General features: G+C 65.8%; 13 protein-coding genes. 8 read left to right on the top strand and 5 right to left on the bottom strand.

Annotated elements, in window-relative coordinates:
* Positions 1-106 precede the first annotated feature (106 nt).
* The gene (locus CT676_RS04975; protein ID WP_028149823.1) at positions 107-1,108 is read left to right on the top strand and encodes a D-glycerate dehydrogenase; all 1,002 of its coding nucleotides are present in this window, start codon (positions 107-109) and stop codon (positions 1,106-1,108) included.
* Positions 1,109-1,111: 3 nt separating this feature from the next.
* Here CT676_RS04975 and CT676_RS04970 read toward each other — a convergent pair whose 3' ends face one another.
* Positions 1,112-2,023, bottom strand: coding sequence for a LysR family transcriptional regulator (locus tag CT676_RS04970; protein ID WP_135214059.1), 912 nt, complete (start codon positions 2,021-2,023; stop codon positions 1,112-1,114).
* Between the two features lie 120 nt (positions 2,024-2,143).
* On the opposite strand from CT676_RS04970, the gene CT676_RS04965 reads away from it, so the two are divergent.
* The gene (locus tag CT676_RS04965) at positions 2,144-3,151 is read left to right on the top strand and encodes an aldo/keto reductase (RefSeq protein ID WP_135214058.1); all 1,008 of its coding nucleotides are present in this window, start codon (positions 2,144-2,146) and stop codon (positions 3,149-3,151) included.
* 9 nt (positions 3,152-3,160) lie between these two features.
* Here the strand turns inward: CT676_RS04965 and moeB are convergent, their stop codons facing one another.
* The gene (gene moeB, locus CT676_RS04960; protein WP_039155124.1) at positions 3,161-3,964 is read right to left on the bottom strand and encodes a molybdopterin-synthase adenylyltransferase MoeB; all 804 of its coding nucleotides are present in this window, start codon (positions 3,962-3,964) and stop codon (positions 3,161-3,163) included.
* Positions 3,965-4,090: 126 nt separating this feature from the next.
* On the opposite strand from moeB, the gene CT676_RS04955 reads away from it, so the two are divergent.
* A complete protein-coding gene (locus CT676_RS04955; protein ID WP_167767945.1) occupies positions 4,091-5,449 on the top strand; it encodes a serine protease in 1,359 nt (452 codons plus the stop codon).
* 88 nt (positions 5,450-5,537) lie between these two features.
* On the opposite strand, the gene CT676_RS04950 is transcribed toward CT676_RS04955, so the two are convergent.
* Together CT676_RS04950 and ggt are read right to left on the bottom strand one after the other, a co-directional pair.
* Entirely contained in the window at positions 5,538-6,506 is a 969-nt protein-coding gene (locus CT676_RS04950) for a PAS domain-containing sensor histidine kinase (RefSeq protein WP_244623070.1), read from the bottom strand.
* Between the two features lie 373 nt (positions 6,507-6,879).
* Entirely contained in the window at positions 6,880-8,559 is a 1,680-nt protein-coding gene (gene ggt / locus CT676_RS04945; protein WP_135214055.1) for a gamma-glutamyltransferase, read from the bottom strand.
* 244 nt (positions 8,560-8,803) lie between these two features.
* Here ggt and CT676_RS04940 point away from each other — a divergent pair, with 244 nt between their 5' ends.
* Positions 8,804-9,547, top strand: a complete 744-nt coding sequence (locus tag CT676_RS04940) for a ParA family protein (protein WP_085405035.1) — start codon at positions 8,804-8,806, stop codon at positions 9,545-9,547.
* A 273-nt stretch (positions 9,548-9,820) separates the two neighbouring features.
* On the opposite strand, the gene mutM is transcribed toward CT676_RS04940, so the two are convergent.
* Positions 9,821-10,720 carry a bifunctional DNA-formamidopyrimidine glycosylase/DNA-(apurinic or apyrimidinic site) lyase gene (gene mutM, locus CT676_RS04935; protein WP_028149815.1) on the bottom strand — a complete coding sequence of 300 codons (900 nt, stop codon included), beginning with the start codon at positions 10,718-10,720 and terminating at the stop codon, positions 9,821-9,823.
* An 81-nt stretch (positions 10,721-10,801) separates the two neighbouring features.
* Here mutM and ubiE point away from each other — a divergent pair, with 81 nt between their 5' ends.
* Genes ubiE through dut form a run of 4 tightly spaced genes read left to right on the top strand, consistent with a single transcriptional unit; the run spans position 10,802 to position 15,098 of the window.
* Positions 10,802-11,563 (top strand): bifunctional demethylmenaquinone methyltransferase/2-methoxy-6-polyprenyl-1,4-benzoquinol methylase UbiE, encoded by a 762-nt coding sequence (ubiE, locus tag CT676_RS04930; protein WP_135214054.1) that lies wholly within the window; start codon positions 10,802-10,804, stop codon positions 11,561-11,563.
* The gene (gene ubiB / locus CT676_RS04925) at positions 11,560-13,134 is read left to right on the top strand and encodes a 2-polyprenylphenol 6-hydroxylase (protein WP_135214053.1); all 1,575 of its coding nucleotides are present in this window, start codon (positions 11,560-11,562) and stop codon (positions 13,132-13,134) included. The genes ubiE and ubiB overlap by 4 nt, the downstream gene beginning before the upstream one ends.
* Positions 13,135-13,191: 57 nt before the next feature.
* Complete coding sequence (gene coaBC, locus CT676_RS04920; protein WP_135214052.1) at positions 13,192-14,643, top strand: bifunctional phosphopantothenoylcysteine decarboxylase/phosphopantothenate--cysteine ligase CoaBC; 1,452 nt, start codon at positions 13,192-13,194, stop codon at positions 14,641-14,643.
* Positions 14,640-15,098 carry a dUTP diphosphatase gene (dut, locus tag CT676_RS04915; protein WP_135214051.1) on the top strand — a complete coding sequence of 153 codons (459 nt, stop codon included), beginning with the start codon at positions 14,640-14,642 and terminating at the stop codon, positions 15,096-15,098. The genes coaBC and dut overlap by 4 nt, the downstream gene beginning before the upstream one ends.
* The last annotated feature ends 28 nt before the right edge of the window (positions 15,099-15,126 follow it).

Below are 15,126 nucleotides of genomic sequence, written 5' to 3'. Positions count from 1 at the left end.
CCGGGGACGACACGGCAAAGGCAGTGTCGAACAACCGGGTTAATGAGGCCTCAACGGCCGGCCTTTGGTAACAGAGGCGGCTTGCGGCGCCTCATGAGGGCATGACATGTCGGTGAAGAAAAAGCCCCTCGTGGTGGTGACGCGCAAGCTGCCGGACTCGATCGAGACCCGGATGCGCGAGCTGTTCGACGCGCGGATCAATCTCGAGGACACACCGATGTCGGCCGAGCAGATCGCTGAGGCCGCGCGCACCGCCGACGTGCTGGTTCCGACCGTCACCGACCACATCACCGCCGACATCGTCAACCAGCCCGACTGCAAGCTCCGCCTGATCGCCAATTTCGGCAACGGCGTCGACAATATCGACGTCGAGGCCGCGCATGCCCGCGGCATCACCGTCACCAACACGCCAAAGGTTCTGACCGAAGACACCGCCGACATGACCATGGCGCTGATCCTGGCGGTGCCGCGCCGGATGATCGAAGGCGCCTCGATCCTGACTGAAGGAAAGCCCTGGCCCGGCTGGTCACCGACCTGGATGCTCGGCCACCGCATCGGCGGCAAGCGTCTCGGCATCATCGGCATGGGCCGCATCGGCCAGGCGGTCGCGCGCCGCGCGCGCGCCTTCGGCCTCCAGATCCACTACCACAATCGCCGCCCCGTGGCGCCCAAGATCGCCGAAGAGTTAGGGGCGACCTATTGGGAAAGCCTCGACCAGATGCTGGCGCGGATGGACATCATCTCGGTGAACTGTCCGCACACGCCAGCGACCTATCATCTGCTGTCGGCGCGGCGGCTGAAGCTGATCCGCAAGGACGCCTACATCGTCAACACCGCGCGCGGCGAGGTGACCGACGAGGACACGCTGATCAAGCTGATCGAGGGCGGCGAGATCGGCGGCGCCGGCCTCGACGTCTACGAGCACGAGCCCGCGGTCAATCCAAAGCTGGTGCGGCTCGCCAAGGCCGGCAAGGTGACGCTGCTGCCGCATATGGGCTCGGCCACGATCGAGGGCCGCGTCGAGATGGGCGAGAAGGTGATCATCAACATCCGCACCTTCCTCGACGCGCACAAGCCGCCGGATCGCGTGCTGCCGAGCATGCTCTGAGGTTTATTTGCCGCGCGCTTCGTGCCTGCGCCAATCCGCGGCGAAATCGATGAAAGCGCGTAGCGCGGGCGGCGTCTGGCGGCGGCTCGGATAGTACAGGAACGGGCCCGGAAACGGCTCGCACCAATCTTCCATCAAGCTGACCAGCGTGCCGGACGTCACGGCGTCATGGACGTAGCCATCGAGCGTCGCCCAGATGCCGGCGCCGTCGAGCGCAGCGCGCATGGCGAGCCCCATGTTGGTCGAGATCAGCTTTGCGGGCGGATCGACCTTCACGATCTGGCCAGCCTTCTCGAACTCCAGATCATGCATGACGCCGCTCGAGTAGCGGGCGCGGATGCAGTCATGGTCGAGCAGATCTTTCGGATGCTTCGGCTTGCCGCGGCGCGCGATGTACGCAGGCGATGCGACGACGACATAGCTCTGCTGACCGCTCAGCGGGATCGCCACCATGTCCTGCGCGAGGTGCTCGCCATAACGCACGCCGGCATCGTAGCCCGCGCTGACGATGTCGACGAAGCCGCTTTCGGAAACGATGTCGAGATCGACCTGCGGGTAGGTCGCGAGAAACGGCCCGACCATCGGCGCCAGCACGAGGTCCACCGCCGGCGGCGGCGCGTTGATGCGCAGGCGGCCCGAAGCCACCTCGCGCAGGCCGCGGACCTGATCCAGGGCATCGCCGACATCGCGCAGCGCCGGAGCGATGCGGGATAGCAGCAGCTCGCCCGCCTCGGTCAGCGCGACGCTGCGGGTGGTGCGGTTCATCAGGCGGACGCCAAGGCGCTCCTCCAGGTCCCGCAGCCGCTGGCTAAGGCTCGACACCGACACGCGAATTTCAATCGCCGCACGCCGGAAATTGCGGGTGCGGGCAACCGCCACGAAGACGTCGAGATCACGCAGATCGGGCTCGGCCATTGTTCGTTATGATGAACAAGCCATACTGGATTGTCCAGCTTATCGGCCTAATCGGTCAGGCGCATATCTGGCCTCGTCACGCGGCACAATCAGCCTGCCGCCTTTTCGAGGAGAACCATCATGGAACAGCGCAAACTCGGTTCAACCGGCCCGACCGTCTCCGCCCTTGGTCTCGGCTGCATGGGCATGTCGGAGGTCTATGGCCCCGCCGACCGCGGCGAAAGCATCGCCACGGTCCATGCGGCGCTCGATGCCGGCATCACACTGCTGGACACCGGCGATTTCTACGCCATGGGCCACAATGAAATGCTGGTGCGTGAGGCCCTGAAGGATGTGTCGCGCGACAAGGTGCAGATCAGCGTGAAGTTCGGCGCGCTGCGCGGTCCCGCCGGCGAATTCTCCGGCATGGACACAAGGCCAGCCGCGACCAAAAACTTCCTGGCTTATTCGCTGCAGCGCCTCGGCACCGATTACATCGACATCTACCGTCCGGCGCGTCTCGATCCCAACGTTCCCATCGAGGAGACGATCGGCGGCCTCGCCGATCTCGTGAAGGCCGGCTACATCAGGCATATCGGCCTGTCCGAGGTGGGCTCCGACACCATCCGCCGCGCGCACGCCGTGCATCCGATCGCCGATCTCCAGATCGAATATTCGTTGATCGAGCGCGGCATCGAACGCGACATCCTCAAGACCTGCCGCGAGCTCGGCATCGGCATCACGGCCTACGGCGTGCTGGCGCGCGGCCTGATCAGCGGCCATTGGTCGAAGGACTCCGGCAAGACCGGCAGGGATTACCGGCCGATGACGCCGCGCTTCCAGGGCGCAAATCTCGACGCCAATCTCGCGCTGGTGGAATCCCTGCGGGCGATCGCCACAGAGATCGGCGCAACGCCGGCGCAAGTTGCGATCGCCTGGGTAGCGGCGCAGAGCAAAGAGATCATACCGCTGGTCGGCGCACGCACGCGCAACCGTCTCAACGAAGCGCTCGGCGCGGCGAAGGTAACGCTGACGCCGGCGCATCTCGCGGCGCTTGCAAAAGCATTTCCGCCCGACGTCGCTTCCGGCACGCGCTACGCGGCCGAGCAGATGGCGCATCTCGACAGCGAGAAGCCGGCCACGCGGTAGCGGCGGCGATCAGGTGCGATGGGCGCTGAGGTCAGTGATGACAGGCCCATCGCCGTTGAGCGGATTGGCCGGATCGCGCGCGTAGCGCAGCGTCTCGAAGCGCATCGCGCGCGCATCGATCATCAAGAGGCGGCCGACGAGGCCGTCGCCGAAGCCGACGATCTCGCGGATCGCCTCCAGCGCCATCATCGAGCCCATCACGCCCGCAAGCGCGCCCATGACGCCGGCCTCGGCGCAGGCCGGCACGGTGCCGGGCGGCGGCGCTTCCGGAAACAGGCAGCGATAGGTCGGATTGAACACGCCCTGCTCATTCTTCTCATGCGCGCGGATGGTGGTGAGCGAGCCGTCGAACGTGCCGAGCGCCGCCGTGATCAGCGGCCGCTTCGCGAAGAAGCAGGCGTCCGAGACCAGATAACGCGTCGAGAAATTGTCGGAGCCGTCGAGCACGAGATCGTAGTCTCCGATCATGCTCAGCGCATTGTCGGCATTGAGCCAGGTGGCGTGGCCGACGAAGCGGACATGCGGATTGAGCGCGGAGATCCGCTCGGCCGCGCTCTCGACCTTGTGCCGGCCGATATCGGGCGTCGTATGGATCACCTGGCGCTGGAGGTTTGACAGCGAGACCACGTCGTCATCGACCACGCCGAGCGTGCCGACGCCGGCGGCCGCCAGATACATCAGCGCGGGCGCGCCGAGCCCGCCGGCGCCGATCACCAGCACGGAGGCCCGCTTCAGCGCAGCCTGGCCCGGCCCGCCGACGTCGCGCAGCACTATATGCCGGGCATAGCGTTCAAGTTCGTCCGGGCTCAGCATCGTCGTCCTTCGTACCTCTCGCCCCTCATGATGAGGCGGCGCAACACCTGAACCACCCCAACATTGTTCGCGACCAACGAGATGTGCTTCAATGGTAGCACGTTCAATGGGCTGGCTGGATTTGTCATGAGATCGATGCTTGCGGCAACACTGATGTTCGCGGCTGCCACAGGCGCTAGCGCCCAGATGACGACACCAGAGATCCCCGGCACCAAGCCGAAGCCGGTCCAGACCGTGCCGATCCGGCCTCCCGCACTGCAGACGCCGTCGGCGACGGCCGATGCGATGGCGCAGGCGGAACGGCTGTCGCTCCAGTCCGACCTCGCCTGGGTCGGCCAATATAACGGCGCCATCACCGGCGACGTCAGCGCGCGCATGGTCGAGGCGATCAAGGACTATCAGAAGGCCAAGGGCGGCAAGCCGACCGGCGTGCTCAATCCGCAGGAGCGCGCCGCGCTCGCCGAGACCGCGCGGCGGAAGCAGGAGAGCGTCGGCTGGAAGATCGTGATGGAGCCGACCAGCGGCGCCCGGCTCGGTATCCCCGGCAAATTGGTGCCGCAGCAGGCGACCGATGCCAACGGCTCGAAATGGACTTCGCCGACCGGCACGGTGCAGGTGCTGCTGAGCCGCCGCAAGGAAGCCAACCCGACCACGGCGAAACTCGCCGAGCTGGAGAAGGAGCCGTCGGGGCGCAAGGTCGACTACACCGTGGTGAAGCCCGACTTCTTCGTACTATCGGGATTGCAGGGCCTCAAGAAATTCTACGTGCGAGGCACCTTTAAGGGCGACGAAGTCCGCACCATGACGATCCTCTACGACCAGGCGACGGAGAACACCGTCGAGCCGGTCGTTATCGCGATGTCGAGCGCGTTCAATGCGTTTCCGACGGGACCGCAGGCCGGGCCGCCGCCGCGCAAGACCGTCGAATACGGCACCGGCATCGTCGTCAGCGACGACGGTGCGATTGTCACCGACCGCCTCGTCACCGATAACTGTCTCGCGATCACCATTGCCGGCTATGGCAGCGCCGACCGTCTCGCCGAGGACAAGGAGCACGATCTCGCGCTCCTGCACATCTACGGCGCGCGCGGCCTGAAGCCGCTCAGCCTCACCGGCGGTACAGCGAAGACGAGCGTCGATGTCATCGGTATTGCCGATCCGCAGAGCCAGGGCGGAGCTGCGGGCGTGTCGAGCCTCAAGGGCGCGCTGGCGCCGGTCACAGCAAGCGATTCCGCGCTTTCCCCTCCTCCGGCGGTCGGCTTCTCCGGCAGCCCGGCCATCGACGGCGATGGCAAATTCGCCGGCGTCGCGCTGTTGAAGCCGGCGATGGTCGCGGGGCCCGCGACATCGGTGCCGGCGTCGCAGGCGGTGATGGTGTCTGCAGAAGCGGTGCGTAATTTCCTGAAGGCGAACGATGTCACGGCGAACGGCACGTCGACGGATGCGAAGGCGGCCGTCGTCCGCGTGATCTGCGTGCGGAAGTAGGCGAGAGAGAATAACACTTCTCTCGTGTCCCGGACGCGGTGCGGAACGCAATGCCCTCTCCGTTGAGCCACGCAGCTCCTACACGGTCTCACGTGCTCTTTGGCGAAGGTCCCAGATTTTCGAGGGGCGCGGTCAGCCTGCATGTAAGCCCGGCTGCGCCATACGAAACGTCAACGGAACCGCTGAAATCGTCCTTCAGCACCCGGGAAATCAGCCTGGAGCCAAAGCCTGTGCCGACGGGTTTCGATACGGACGGACCGCCAATCTCCTGCCAGACAAAGACAAATTTTGACTCGCCATCCTGAGCCTCGGTTGACCATGTAATCGATACGCAGCCTCCCGCTACGGTCAGAGCGCCGTACTTCGAAGCGTTGGTCGCGAGCTCGTGGAGCGCCAATGACAGAGCCAGCGCTTGTCGAGATTTCACGACGAGTGGAGGACCCGAGACGATGAAGCGGCCTTCGCCTGTCCGATAAGGTGCAAGAGCAGTGCCGATCACATCGTGGAGTGGCGCGGCCGCCCAATTTGATGCGGTCAGCAGATCCTGCGCTCGTCCAAACGCGCCGAGCCGTGCCTGGTACTTTTCGAGATCGGCTTTGCTCGTCGGGTCACGAAATGTCTGGGCAGCTACCGCGCTCAACACTGCGAGCGTGTTCTTGACGCGGTGCTTCAGCTCCTCATTGATGAGGTTCAGCGCTTCCCTTGCCATATGCTCGGACGTGACATCCCTGCAGACGACAAGCACGCCGCCCACCTTGCCTTCAAGATCAATTGGACCAAAGCTGTACGTCCACCAAACGTCCTCGCGGCGCCCGTGACGGGTCACCGGCACCAGCTGGTCCTCATTCCAGGTCGCCCCCTTGCCCGACATGACGTACTCGATCTGGGGACCAATGATGTCCCAGATCTCGGCCCAACACTCACGGCCGCGCGCGCCCAAAGCGCTTGGGTGCCTTTCCGGCCCCATCGTCTCCCGGTATGCATCGTTGTAGAACTGGATGAGTTCTGGTCCCCACCAAATGAACATCGGGTGCCGCGAGGTCAGAACGAGCCGCACTGTAACTCGAAGACTTTGGGGCCAAGTGTCCGGAGAGCCCACGGATGTGCTTGACCAGTCAAACGCTCGCGTCAAAGAGCCCATCTCGCCGCCGCCGGCCAGGAAGTCGCCGCTTATATCGCCGCCCATACGCACAGCCTTACTCAGACGCTGATCGACGAGCCTGCCGCCAGTGTTCCGCACCCTACATTGCCGAACTTGTGCCGTCATCTGCGCGGATCGGGCCGCATAGGCGACATCTGCCTCGCACCGAAAAATACCGCGGAGGTTCGAAAACCGCGAACCGCTGGATTTGCGGTCGCGACACCTGCCGGCGATTGGACGACGTCAGTTGTACAAGAGGTACGAGCGCACCGTCCTTGTGAATGCGCGGTCAGCTCAACCTGAACCTGACACCGCTCCGCGCAAGCCCTCCAGAGATCCCGACCGGCGTGCCGTCCGCGCGCCAGCAGGCGGCGCCGGTCATGCTGCCGTCGTCGTGGAAGGCAATGCCGTTCATGCCGCCCGCCACCGTCGCGACGGGCTGCACCTTGTGGCCGAGGCCCGCAAGCTTCGCGCGCACGGCCTCCGGCACCTTCTGCTCGACTTCGAGCGTGTTGCCTTCGGTCCAGATGCGCGGCGCCTCGACCGCTTCCTGCAGGCTCATGCCGTGGTCGATCAGATTGACCAGCGCCTGCATCGCGCTGGGGAAGATGCGCTTTCCCCCGGGCAGGCCGAGCGCATAGCGCAGCTTGCCGCCGCGCAGCGCCATCATCGGCGACATCGAGGTGGTGACGCGCTTGCCCGGCGCCAGCGACAGCGCGTGGCCGGGGCGCGGATCGAACAGGTTCATGTAGTTGTTGGCGATGGCGCCCAGGCCCGGGATCATGATCTTGGCGCCAAAGAGATTGTTGATGGTCTGCGTGGTCGCGACGACGTTGCCAAACGCGTCCGCCGCGGTCATGTGCGTGGTGTGCGCGCCTTCGAGCTGCGAGACGCCGGCGCCCCAGGCCTGCGCCCGCGCCGGATCGATGGCGCGGCGGCGTTCGTCGGCATAGGCCTTCGACGTGAGCTTCTCTACAGGCACGCCGACATAATCAGGGTCGCCGCTGGCGGCCGCACGGTCGGCGAAGGCGATCTTCAGGACTTCGGCGAGATAGTGGATGGTCTCTGATGTACCGAAGCCGAGATCTCCGATGTCATAGCCCTCGAGAATGTTCAGCATCTGCGCGATGTGGACGCCGGAGGCCGCGGGCGGCGGCGGGCCAAGGATAGTCCAGCCGCGATAGTCGGCGCGGATCGGTTGCCGTTCAACGGTCTTGTAGCCGGTGAGATCGTTGCGGCGGATGAAGCCGCCGGTCTTCTCCATGTAGTCGACGAGGATGTCACCAAGCGGCCCCTCGTAGAGCGCGGTCTCGCCGTGGTCGGCGATGGTGCGGAGCGTCTCGGCATATTCGGCCTGCACCACGCGTTCGCCGACCTTGAGCGGCTCGCCATCAGGCAAATAGATCGCCGCAATCGGCTTGTCCTTGCGCATCTCGGCGGCGCTCTCGCTGATGCATTCGTGCAAATATGGCGTCGCCGCATAGCCGCGCGCGGCATGCTTGATCGCGGGCTGCATCACGTCGCCAAGCGACATGGTGCCGAACCGGCGCAGCGTCTCGCACCAGGCTTTCAGCGAGCCCGGCGTGGCGACCGCCTTCGGGCCGTTGAGGTTCTCGTTGCCGACGGTGTCGAACACGTCATGCGCCGCGCCCGGCGCGGAGGTGTAGGTGGTGTCGCGCACCGCGGCGGGCACGGTGCTCTGCCCATCGATGAAACGGTGGCTGCCGTCAGCCAGACGTATATGCGCCATGCCGCCGCCGATGATGCCGACCATCATCGGCTCGACCACGGTCAGCGTGAACAGGGTCGCGATCGCGGCGTCGATGGCGTTGCCGCCCGCGGCCAGCATCTCGGCGCCGGCGCTTGAGGCCAGCGGATGGTTGCTGACCACCATGCCGCGGCTCGAGACCGCCGGCATCTTCTGGCATTCAAAGATCGTTGCCGTCCGGTCGCGCCAGTTTCCGCCCATGCCGCCTGCCCCTTTTATTCACGGCGGCAAGCACATCATACGCGCGATGACGGGTCCAGTATTGGTACGGATTAGCTGGCATTCCCGATTCTGCCATCATCGTTACCGTTGATTCGGACATCCGCGGTCCCCTTTGGATCGGGCAGGGCACGTCCTGAGCGAGTAGAGCTCAGCATCGAGAAGCGATGCACGTTCGCGTGGCGTTACCCCACAGACCCAAGCATTCCAAAGGATTCAACTTTCCATGCACACGATCGTACTGGCCACCCAAAAGGGTGGCAGTGGCAAGAGCACGCTTGCCATCGGCCTCGCGCTGGCGGCCAAGCAGGCCGGCTTCACCGTCCGCCTGATCGAAACCGACCCCCAGGGTACCCTGTCCAACTGGCTGCGTCGCCGCCACGCTGACGATCTCGTCGTCGAGCCGATCTATCACGCGGCCGACATCGCGCCGCGCCTGAAGATGCTGGCCGACAGCGGCTTGCAGCTCGCGATCGTCGACACCGCGGCCGGCCTCAGCGCCGCGACCACCGCCGCGATCCGCCATTCCGACCTCTGCCTGATTCCCGCTCGCCCGAGCGTTGCCGACATCGAGGCGACCGTCTCGACGCTGAGCGTCGCGCGCGCCTGGAAGCGGCCCTACGGCTTCGTGCTGAACCAGGCGCCGATCCGCGGCCAGCGCATCGACAACGCCGCCAACACGCTCGCCGAGGAAGCAGCGCTCGATCTCGCCGAGGTGCTCGCGCGCCCGCTGATCGTGATGCGCAACGACCACCAGGACTCACTCGCGAGCGGCCTCGCCGTCAGCGAATTCGCGCCGAACGGCAAGTCGGCGGACGAGATCCGCGGCCTCTGGCGCTGGATCGAGACCCGTCTCGAGCTCGAAGCCACGACCAACGTCCTGATCGACCAGGTCATCTCGGTCGCGGACGGGATGCTGCACGTCGCCGCCGAACACGCGGCGGACGAGACCACGACACTGGCGTCCTGAGCGGGGCGATCGCTCGGACGACAGGCGGCCTCTTCACTTATCCGGTTGAAGAGCCCAAGCGACGAATCAATCCGGCCACCAGCCCGGCCGGATTGCTTCGCTTCGCGTTTTTTCAGGCGAGCAACCATCCTCTTCGTCATTGCGAGCGCAGCGAAGCAATCTAGAGTCTTTCCGCGGAGGGATTCTGGATTGCTTCGCTGCGCTCGCAATGACGGCGTGGTGGGGTCGTCGCCTTCGCCGAGACTCACGGCCTATCGGCGGCAGGCCCGATCTTCACTTCTGACATTTCTGACACCAGAAGGTGGAGCGCCCGTTCTGGGTGAATCGCTTCACGGTGCCGCCGCACCCTGGCGTCTTGCAGGTCTCGCCCTCGCGGTCATAGACCTTGAAGGAGTGCTGGAAATAGCCGAGTTCGCCCGAGGTCTGGCGATGGTCGCGCAAGCTGGAGCCGCCGGCCTTGATCGCGTCGTTCAGCACGGTGTGAATGGCACTCACCAACCGCTTCGCATGATCGGTCGGCTCGCCGCCGCCGACACCCTTGCGACCCTTGGTCGCGAGTGTCGCGGCAATGCGGCGCGGTGACAGATGCGAGCGATGCAGCGCTTCGCAGACATAGATGTTGCCGAGCCCGGCGACCACGCGCTGGTCGAGCAGCGCGGCCTTCAGGCTCGTCGTCTTGCCCTCGCACGACCGCGCCAGCATCGCAGCATCGAATTCGTTGCCGAGCGGCTCGGGACCGAGGTCGCGCAGCAGTGGCTCGTCCTCAAGCGCGTTGCGCGCGATCACTTTCATGTAACCGAAGCGGCGCGGGTCGTTGAACACGATGTCGGCGCCGGAGGACATCCGAAACAGCACGTGGTCGTGCGTGGAGTCCTTGCCACGCGGGTAGTGAAACTCGCCCGGCGCGGCCTCGTTGTCCGGCTTGATGACGCGGAACGAGCCCGACATGCCCAGATGCATCAGCAGCACGTCGCCGGAGGCGAGATCGGCCATGAGATATTTTGCACGGCGGCCAAGCCCCGTGACGACCTGCCCCTGGAGCCGGGCCACGAAATCGGGCTGGAAGGGAAAGCGCAGATCCGGCCTGCGGGCCTCTGCGACGAGGATTTTCGCACCCTCCATGACGGGCTGAAGGCCGCGGCGGACGGTCTCGACTTCGGGCAATTCAGGCATGGTCAGGCATTCACCTTATGAGGGCGGTGTGATAGCGCCATTGCGGCGGCCGCGCTATGGTCCGCCCAGTGGAGTGGAGTAATGGATCGGCCGGGCGAAACCACGCATTTTGGCTTCAGGGACGTTCCCCTGGGGGACAAGCAGACGCTGGTGAACGATGTGTTTCACAGCGTGGCGTCGCGCTATGACTTGATGAACGACCTGATGTCCGGTGGCCTGCACCGGGTCTGGAAGGACATCATGATCACCGCGCTCAACCCGCCGCGGGGTGACCGGCCGTTCGCGCTGCTCGACGTTGCCGGCGGCACCGGCGACATCTCGTTCCGCGCTGCCAAGGCGGCAGGTCCCGGCTTCCATGCCACGGTGTGCGACATCAACGCCGAGATGCTGGCCGTGGGCCGCGAGCGTGCCGCGAAGCGGCATCTCGACACCCAGGTCGATTTCGTCGAGGGCAATGCCGAAGCGCTCGCCTTCGCGGACCGCAGCTTTGACGCATATACGATCGCTTTCGGCATTCGCAATGTGCCGCGGATCGACCTGGCGCTGCGCGAGGCCTATCGCGTGCTGAAGCCCGGCAGCCGCTTCCTGTGCCTGGAATTCTCCACCGTCGAGATGCCTGGGCTCGACCGGATCTATGACCTGTTCTCGTTCAAGGTGATCCCGCCGCTCGGCCGCATGGTCACGGGCGACGCCGAGTCCTACCAGTATCTCGTCGAATCGATCCGCAAGTTTCCGAAACCCAACGCCTTCGCCGACATGATCCGCGACGCCGGCTTCGCCCGCGTCGGCTGGCAGACATTGTCCGGCGGCATCGTCGCACTGCATTCGGGCTGGCGTTTGTGATTTCTTCCATTACCCACATTTCGCGCCTGATCCGCGCCGCGTTCGTGTTTGCGCGCGAGGGCGTGTTCGGTTCCGTCGATCCGACCCTAGTGCCGCCGCCAGGGCAACTCGCGCTGAAGCTTGCGCGCCTCGTCGAACGGCGCGGTCCAAAGCACGGACCACGGCTGACGCGCGCGCTGACCCGGATGGGCCCAGCCTATCTCAAGCTCGGGCAGTTTCTGGCCACGCGTCCCGACGTCGTCGGCGTCGTCATGGCGCGTGATCTGGAAAGCCTCCAGGATCGCTTGCCGCCGTTTTCGCAAGCCGAAGCGGAAGCCGCGATCGCGAGCTCGCTGGAGCGTCCGCTCAAGGACGTGTTCGCGAGCCTCGGCCCGCCGGTCGCCGCCGCCTCGATCGCGCAGGTGCATCGCGGCGAGGTGTCGCGCGACGGTGTCCGCAGGCCTGTCGCGGTGAAGGTGCTGCGGCCGAACGTGGCCTCGCGATTCCGCCGCGATCTCTCCGATTTCTTCTACGTCGCGCACAAGGCCGAGACCTATTCGAGCGAGGCGCGGCGTCTGCGCCTGATCGAAGTCATCAACACCATGTCGCGCTCGGTCGCGATGGAGATGGACCTGCGGCTGGAAGCGGCTGCAATGTCGGAGATGGCGGAGAACACAGGCGACGATCCTGATTTTCGCGTGCCGACCGTCGACTGGGACCGCACCACGCACAACGTGCTGACAATGGAGTGGATCGACGGCATCGCGCTGAACGATCACAAGCGCCTGGCAGAGGCGCAGGTCGACCTGCCCGATCTCGGCCGCAAGGTGATCCAGAGTTTTCTGCGCCACGCGCTGCGCGACGGCTTCTTCCACGCCGACATGCATCCCGGCAACCTGTTCCTAGATGACGCCGGCCGTCTGGTCGCGGTGGATTTCGGCATCATGGGCCGGCTCGGGATGAAGGAGCGGCGCTTCCTCGCCGAGATCCTGCTCGGCTTCATCACCCGCGATTATCGCCGCGTCGCTGAGGTGCATTTCGAGGCGGGCTATGTGCCGGCGCACCACTCGGTCGAGAACTTTGCGCAAGCGATCCGCGCCATCGGTGAACCCATTCACAACCGCACGGCGGAAGAGATCTCGATGGCGCGGCTGCTGACGCTGCTGCTCGAGGTCACCGGTCTGTTCGACATGACGACGCGGCCCGAGCTGATCCTGCTGCAGAAGACCATGGTGGTCGTCGAGGGCGTGGCGCGCGCCTTCGATCCCAAGCTCGACATCTGGAAGGTCGCCGACCCCGTGGTGCGCGAATGGATCGAGCGCAATCTCGGCCCGCTCGGCCGGGTGCAGGGCGCGCTCTCCGGCGGCAGCGACCTCGCCCGCGTGCTGATGCGCCTGCCCGACATCGCGCAGCGCTCGGTCGCGGTGCTCGAGCAGCTCGAGACCATGACGCGGGAAGGCATCCGGCTGTCGCCGGAGAGCATCGCCGCGATGGGGCGCAGCGAAGGCCGCAAGAACCGCTGGCGCACCGTGGCGCTCTGGATCATCGCCGCCACCTTCATCGGAATCCTGATCGCCGTCCGGAATCTGTGATTGCACTGCAATCACGGAAACGATAGCATCGCTATCATTCCGTGCTGGAGGGGCGTCATGGCAAGCCTGACCATCCGCAAGCTCGACGAGGGCGTCAAAACCTATTTGCGCCTGCGCTCGGCCAGGAACCGCAGGTCGGTCGAGGAAGAGGTCCGGGTCATCCTCGGGGAGCTGATCGAGGGCCGCGAGGAGCCGCTGACGCCGTTTGCGCTGCCGCCGGCCCAGTCCACCGCCCCCACGCCGCAACGGACCGGCGCCCTCCCCGAGGCCAGCGTCACCCTGATCATCGGGGGCGGGATCGCGGCCTATAAGTCGCTCGACCTGATCCGCCGGCTCAAGGAACGCCGGATCGAGGTCCGTTGCGTCCTGACCAAGGCGGCGCAGCATTTCGTCACGCCGCTGGCCGTGAGCGCGCTGTCGCATGAGCGCGTCTACACTGACCTGTTCGACCCCCAGAGCGAGTTCGACGCCGGGCACATCCGCCTGGCGCGCGACTGCGACCTGATCGTCGTCGCGCCCGCGACCGCCGATCTCCTGGCGAAGATGGCCAATGGCCATGCCGATGATCTCGCCAGCGCCATCCTGCTTGCGACCAACCGCAAGGTCCTGCTGGCGCCGGCGATGAACCCACTGATGTGGAACAATGCGGCGACCCGCCGCAACGTGACGCAGCTTCAGCGTGACGGCGTGGTCCTGATCGGCCCGAATTCCGGCGAGATGGCGGAGGCAGGCGAAGCCGGAATCGGCCGCATGTCCGAGGCGATCGAGATCGCCACCGCCGCCGAGCGCCTGCTACGGCCGCCGGTGCCGCGCCCGCTCGCCGGCAAGCGCGTGCTGATCACCGCAGGTCCCACCCACGAGCCGATCGACCCGGTGCGCTACATCGCCAACCGCTCCTCCGGCAAGCAGGGCTTTGCCATCGCCGCCGCCGCGCAGGCTGCCGGCGCCGAGGTGATTTTGGTCAGCGGCCCGGTCGATCTCGGCGATCCCCCGGGCGTGACGGTGAAGCGCATCGAATCAGCCCGGCAGATGCTGGAGCAGGTGCAGGCGGCGCTTCCCGCCGACATCGCGATCTTCGCGGCCGCGGTCGCCGACTGGCGGGTCGCCAGTGAGGGCGAGCAGAAGCTGAAGAAGACCTCGGCCGGCATGCCACCGCTTCAGCTGGTCGAGAATCCCGACATCCTCGCCACGATCTCGAAGCTGACCGACCGGCGCCCGCCGCTGGTGATCGGCTTTGCCGCCGAGACCGAGCACCTCATCGACAACGCCAAGTCCAAGCTGGCCCGCAAGGGCTGCGACTGGATCGTCGCCAACGACGTCTCGCCGGCGACCGGCGTGATGGGCGGCGACCGCAACACCGTGCATCTGATCAGTCGCAAGAATGGTGAGGAGGACGGCGAGATCGCAGTTGATTCCTGGCCGGTGATGACCAAGGAACAGGTCGCCATCGAGCTGGTCGCGCATGTTGCAAAGAGCGTGACCGACAAATCCCGGGAGCCGGCATCTTGAGCACGAAAGTCACGGTCGAACTGCAGCAACTGGCCCACGCCGAAGGCCTTCCGCTGCCGGCCTATCAGACCTCCGAAGCCGCCGGCCTCGACCTGATGGCCGCAGTTCCCGACAGCGAGCCGCTGACGCTCGCTGCCGGCCAATATGCGCTGGTGCCGACGGGCCTCGCGATCGCGCTGCCGCCCGGCCACGAGGCGCAGGTGCGGCCGCGCTCGGGCCTTGCCGCCAAGCACGGCGTCACCGTGCTGAACTCGCCCGGCACGATCGATGCGGACTATCGCGGCGAGATCAAGGTGATCCTGATCAACCACGGCGCGGCGCCCTTCGTGGTCAAGCGCGGCGAGCGCATCGCGCAGATGGTGATCGCGCCGGCGGTGCAAGCCGCGCTGGTTCCCGTGGCGACATTGTCCGCGACCGATCGCGGCGCCGGCGGCTTCGGCTCGACCGGCCGCTAACACACGGCAGCTCCAGCCGAATCACCCG

Source organism: Bradyrhizobium sp. MOS001, from assembly GCF_004634465.1.
GTDB classification, from domain to species: Bacteria; Pseudomonadota; Alphaproteobacteria; order Rhizobiales; family Xanthobacteraceae; genus Bradyrhizobium; species Bradyrhizobium barranii.
Note: the sequence above shows the minus strand (reverse complement) of the source record. Positions and strands in the feature narration are given on the sequence as shown.

Coding starts and splice junctions, on each gene's coding strand:
- CT676_RS04975 (WP_028149823.1), top strand. CDS start 107: ATGTCGGTGAAGAAAAAGCCCCTCGTGGTGGTGACGCGCAAGCTGCCG.
- CT676_RS04970 (WP_135214059.1), bottom strand. CDS start 2,023: ATGGCCGAGCCCGATCTGCGTGATCTCGACGTCTTCGTGGCGGTTGCC.
- CT676_RS04965 (WP_135214058.1), top strand. CDS start 2,144: ATGGAACAGCGCAAACTCGGTTCAACCGGCCCGACCGTCTCCGCCCTT.
- moeB (WP_039155124.1), bottom strand. CDS start 3,964: ATGCTGAGCCCGGACGAACTTGAACGCTATGCCCGGCATATAGTGCTG.
- CT676_RS04955 (WP_167767945.1), top strand. CDS start 4,091: ATGAGATCGATGCTTGCGGCAACACTGATGTTCGCGGCTGCCACAGGC.
- ggt (WP_135214055.1), bottom strand. CDS start 8,559: ATGGGCGGAAACTGGCGCGACCGGACGGCAACGATCTTTGAATGCCAG.
- CT676_RS04940 (WP_085405035.1), top strand. CDS start 8,804: ATGCACACGATCGTACTGGCCACCCAAAAGGGTGGCAGTGGCAAGAGC.
- mutM (WP_028149815.1), bottom strand. CDS start 10,720: ATGCCTGAATTGCCCGAAGTCGAGACCGTCCGCCGCGGCCTTCAGCCC.
- ubiE (WP_135214054.1), top strand. CDS start 10,802: ATGGATCGGCCGGGCGAAACCACGCATTTTGGCTTCAGGGACGTTCCC.
- coaBC (WP_135214052.1), top strand. CDS start 13,192: ATGGCAAGCCTGACCATCCGCAAGCTCGACGAGGGCGTCAAAACCTAT.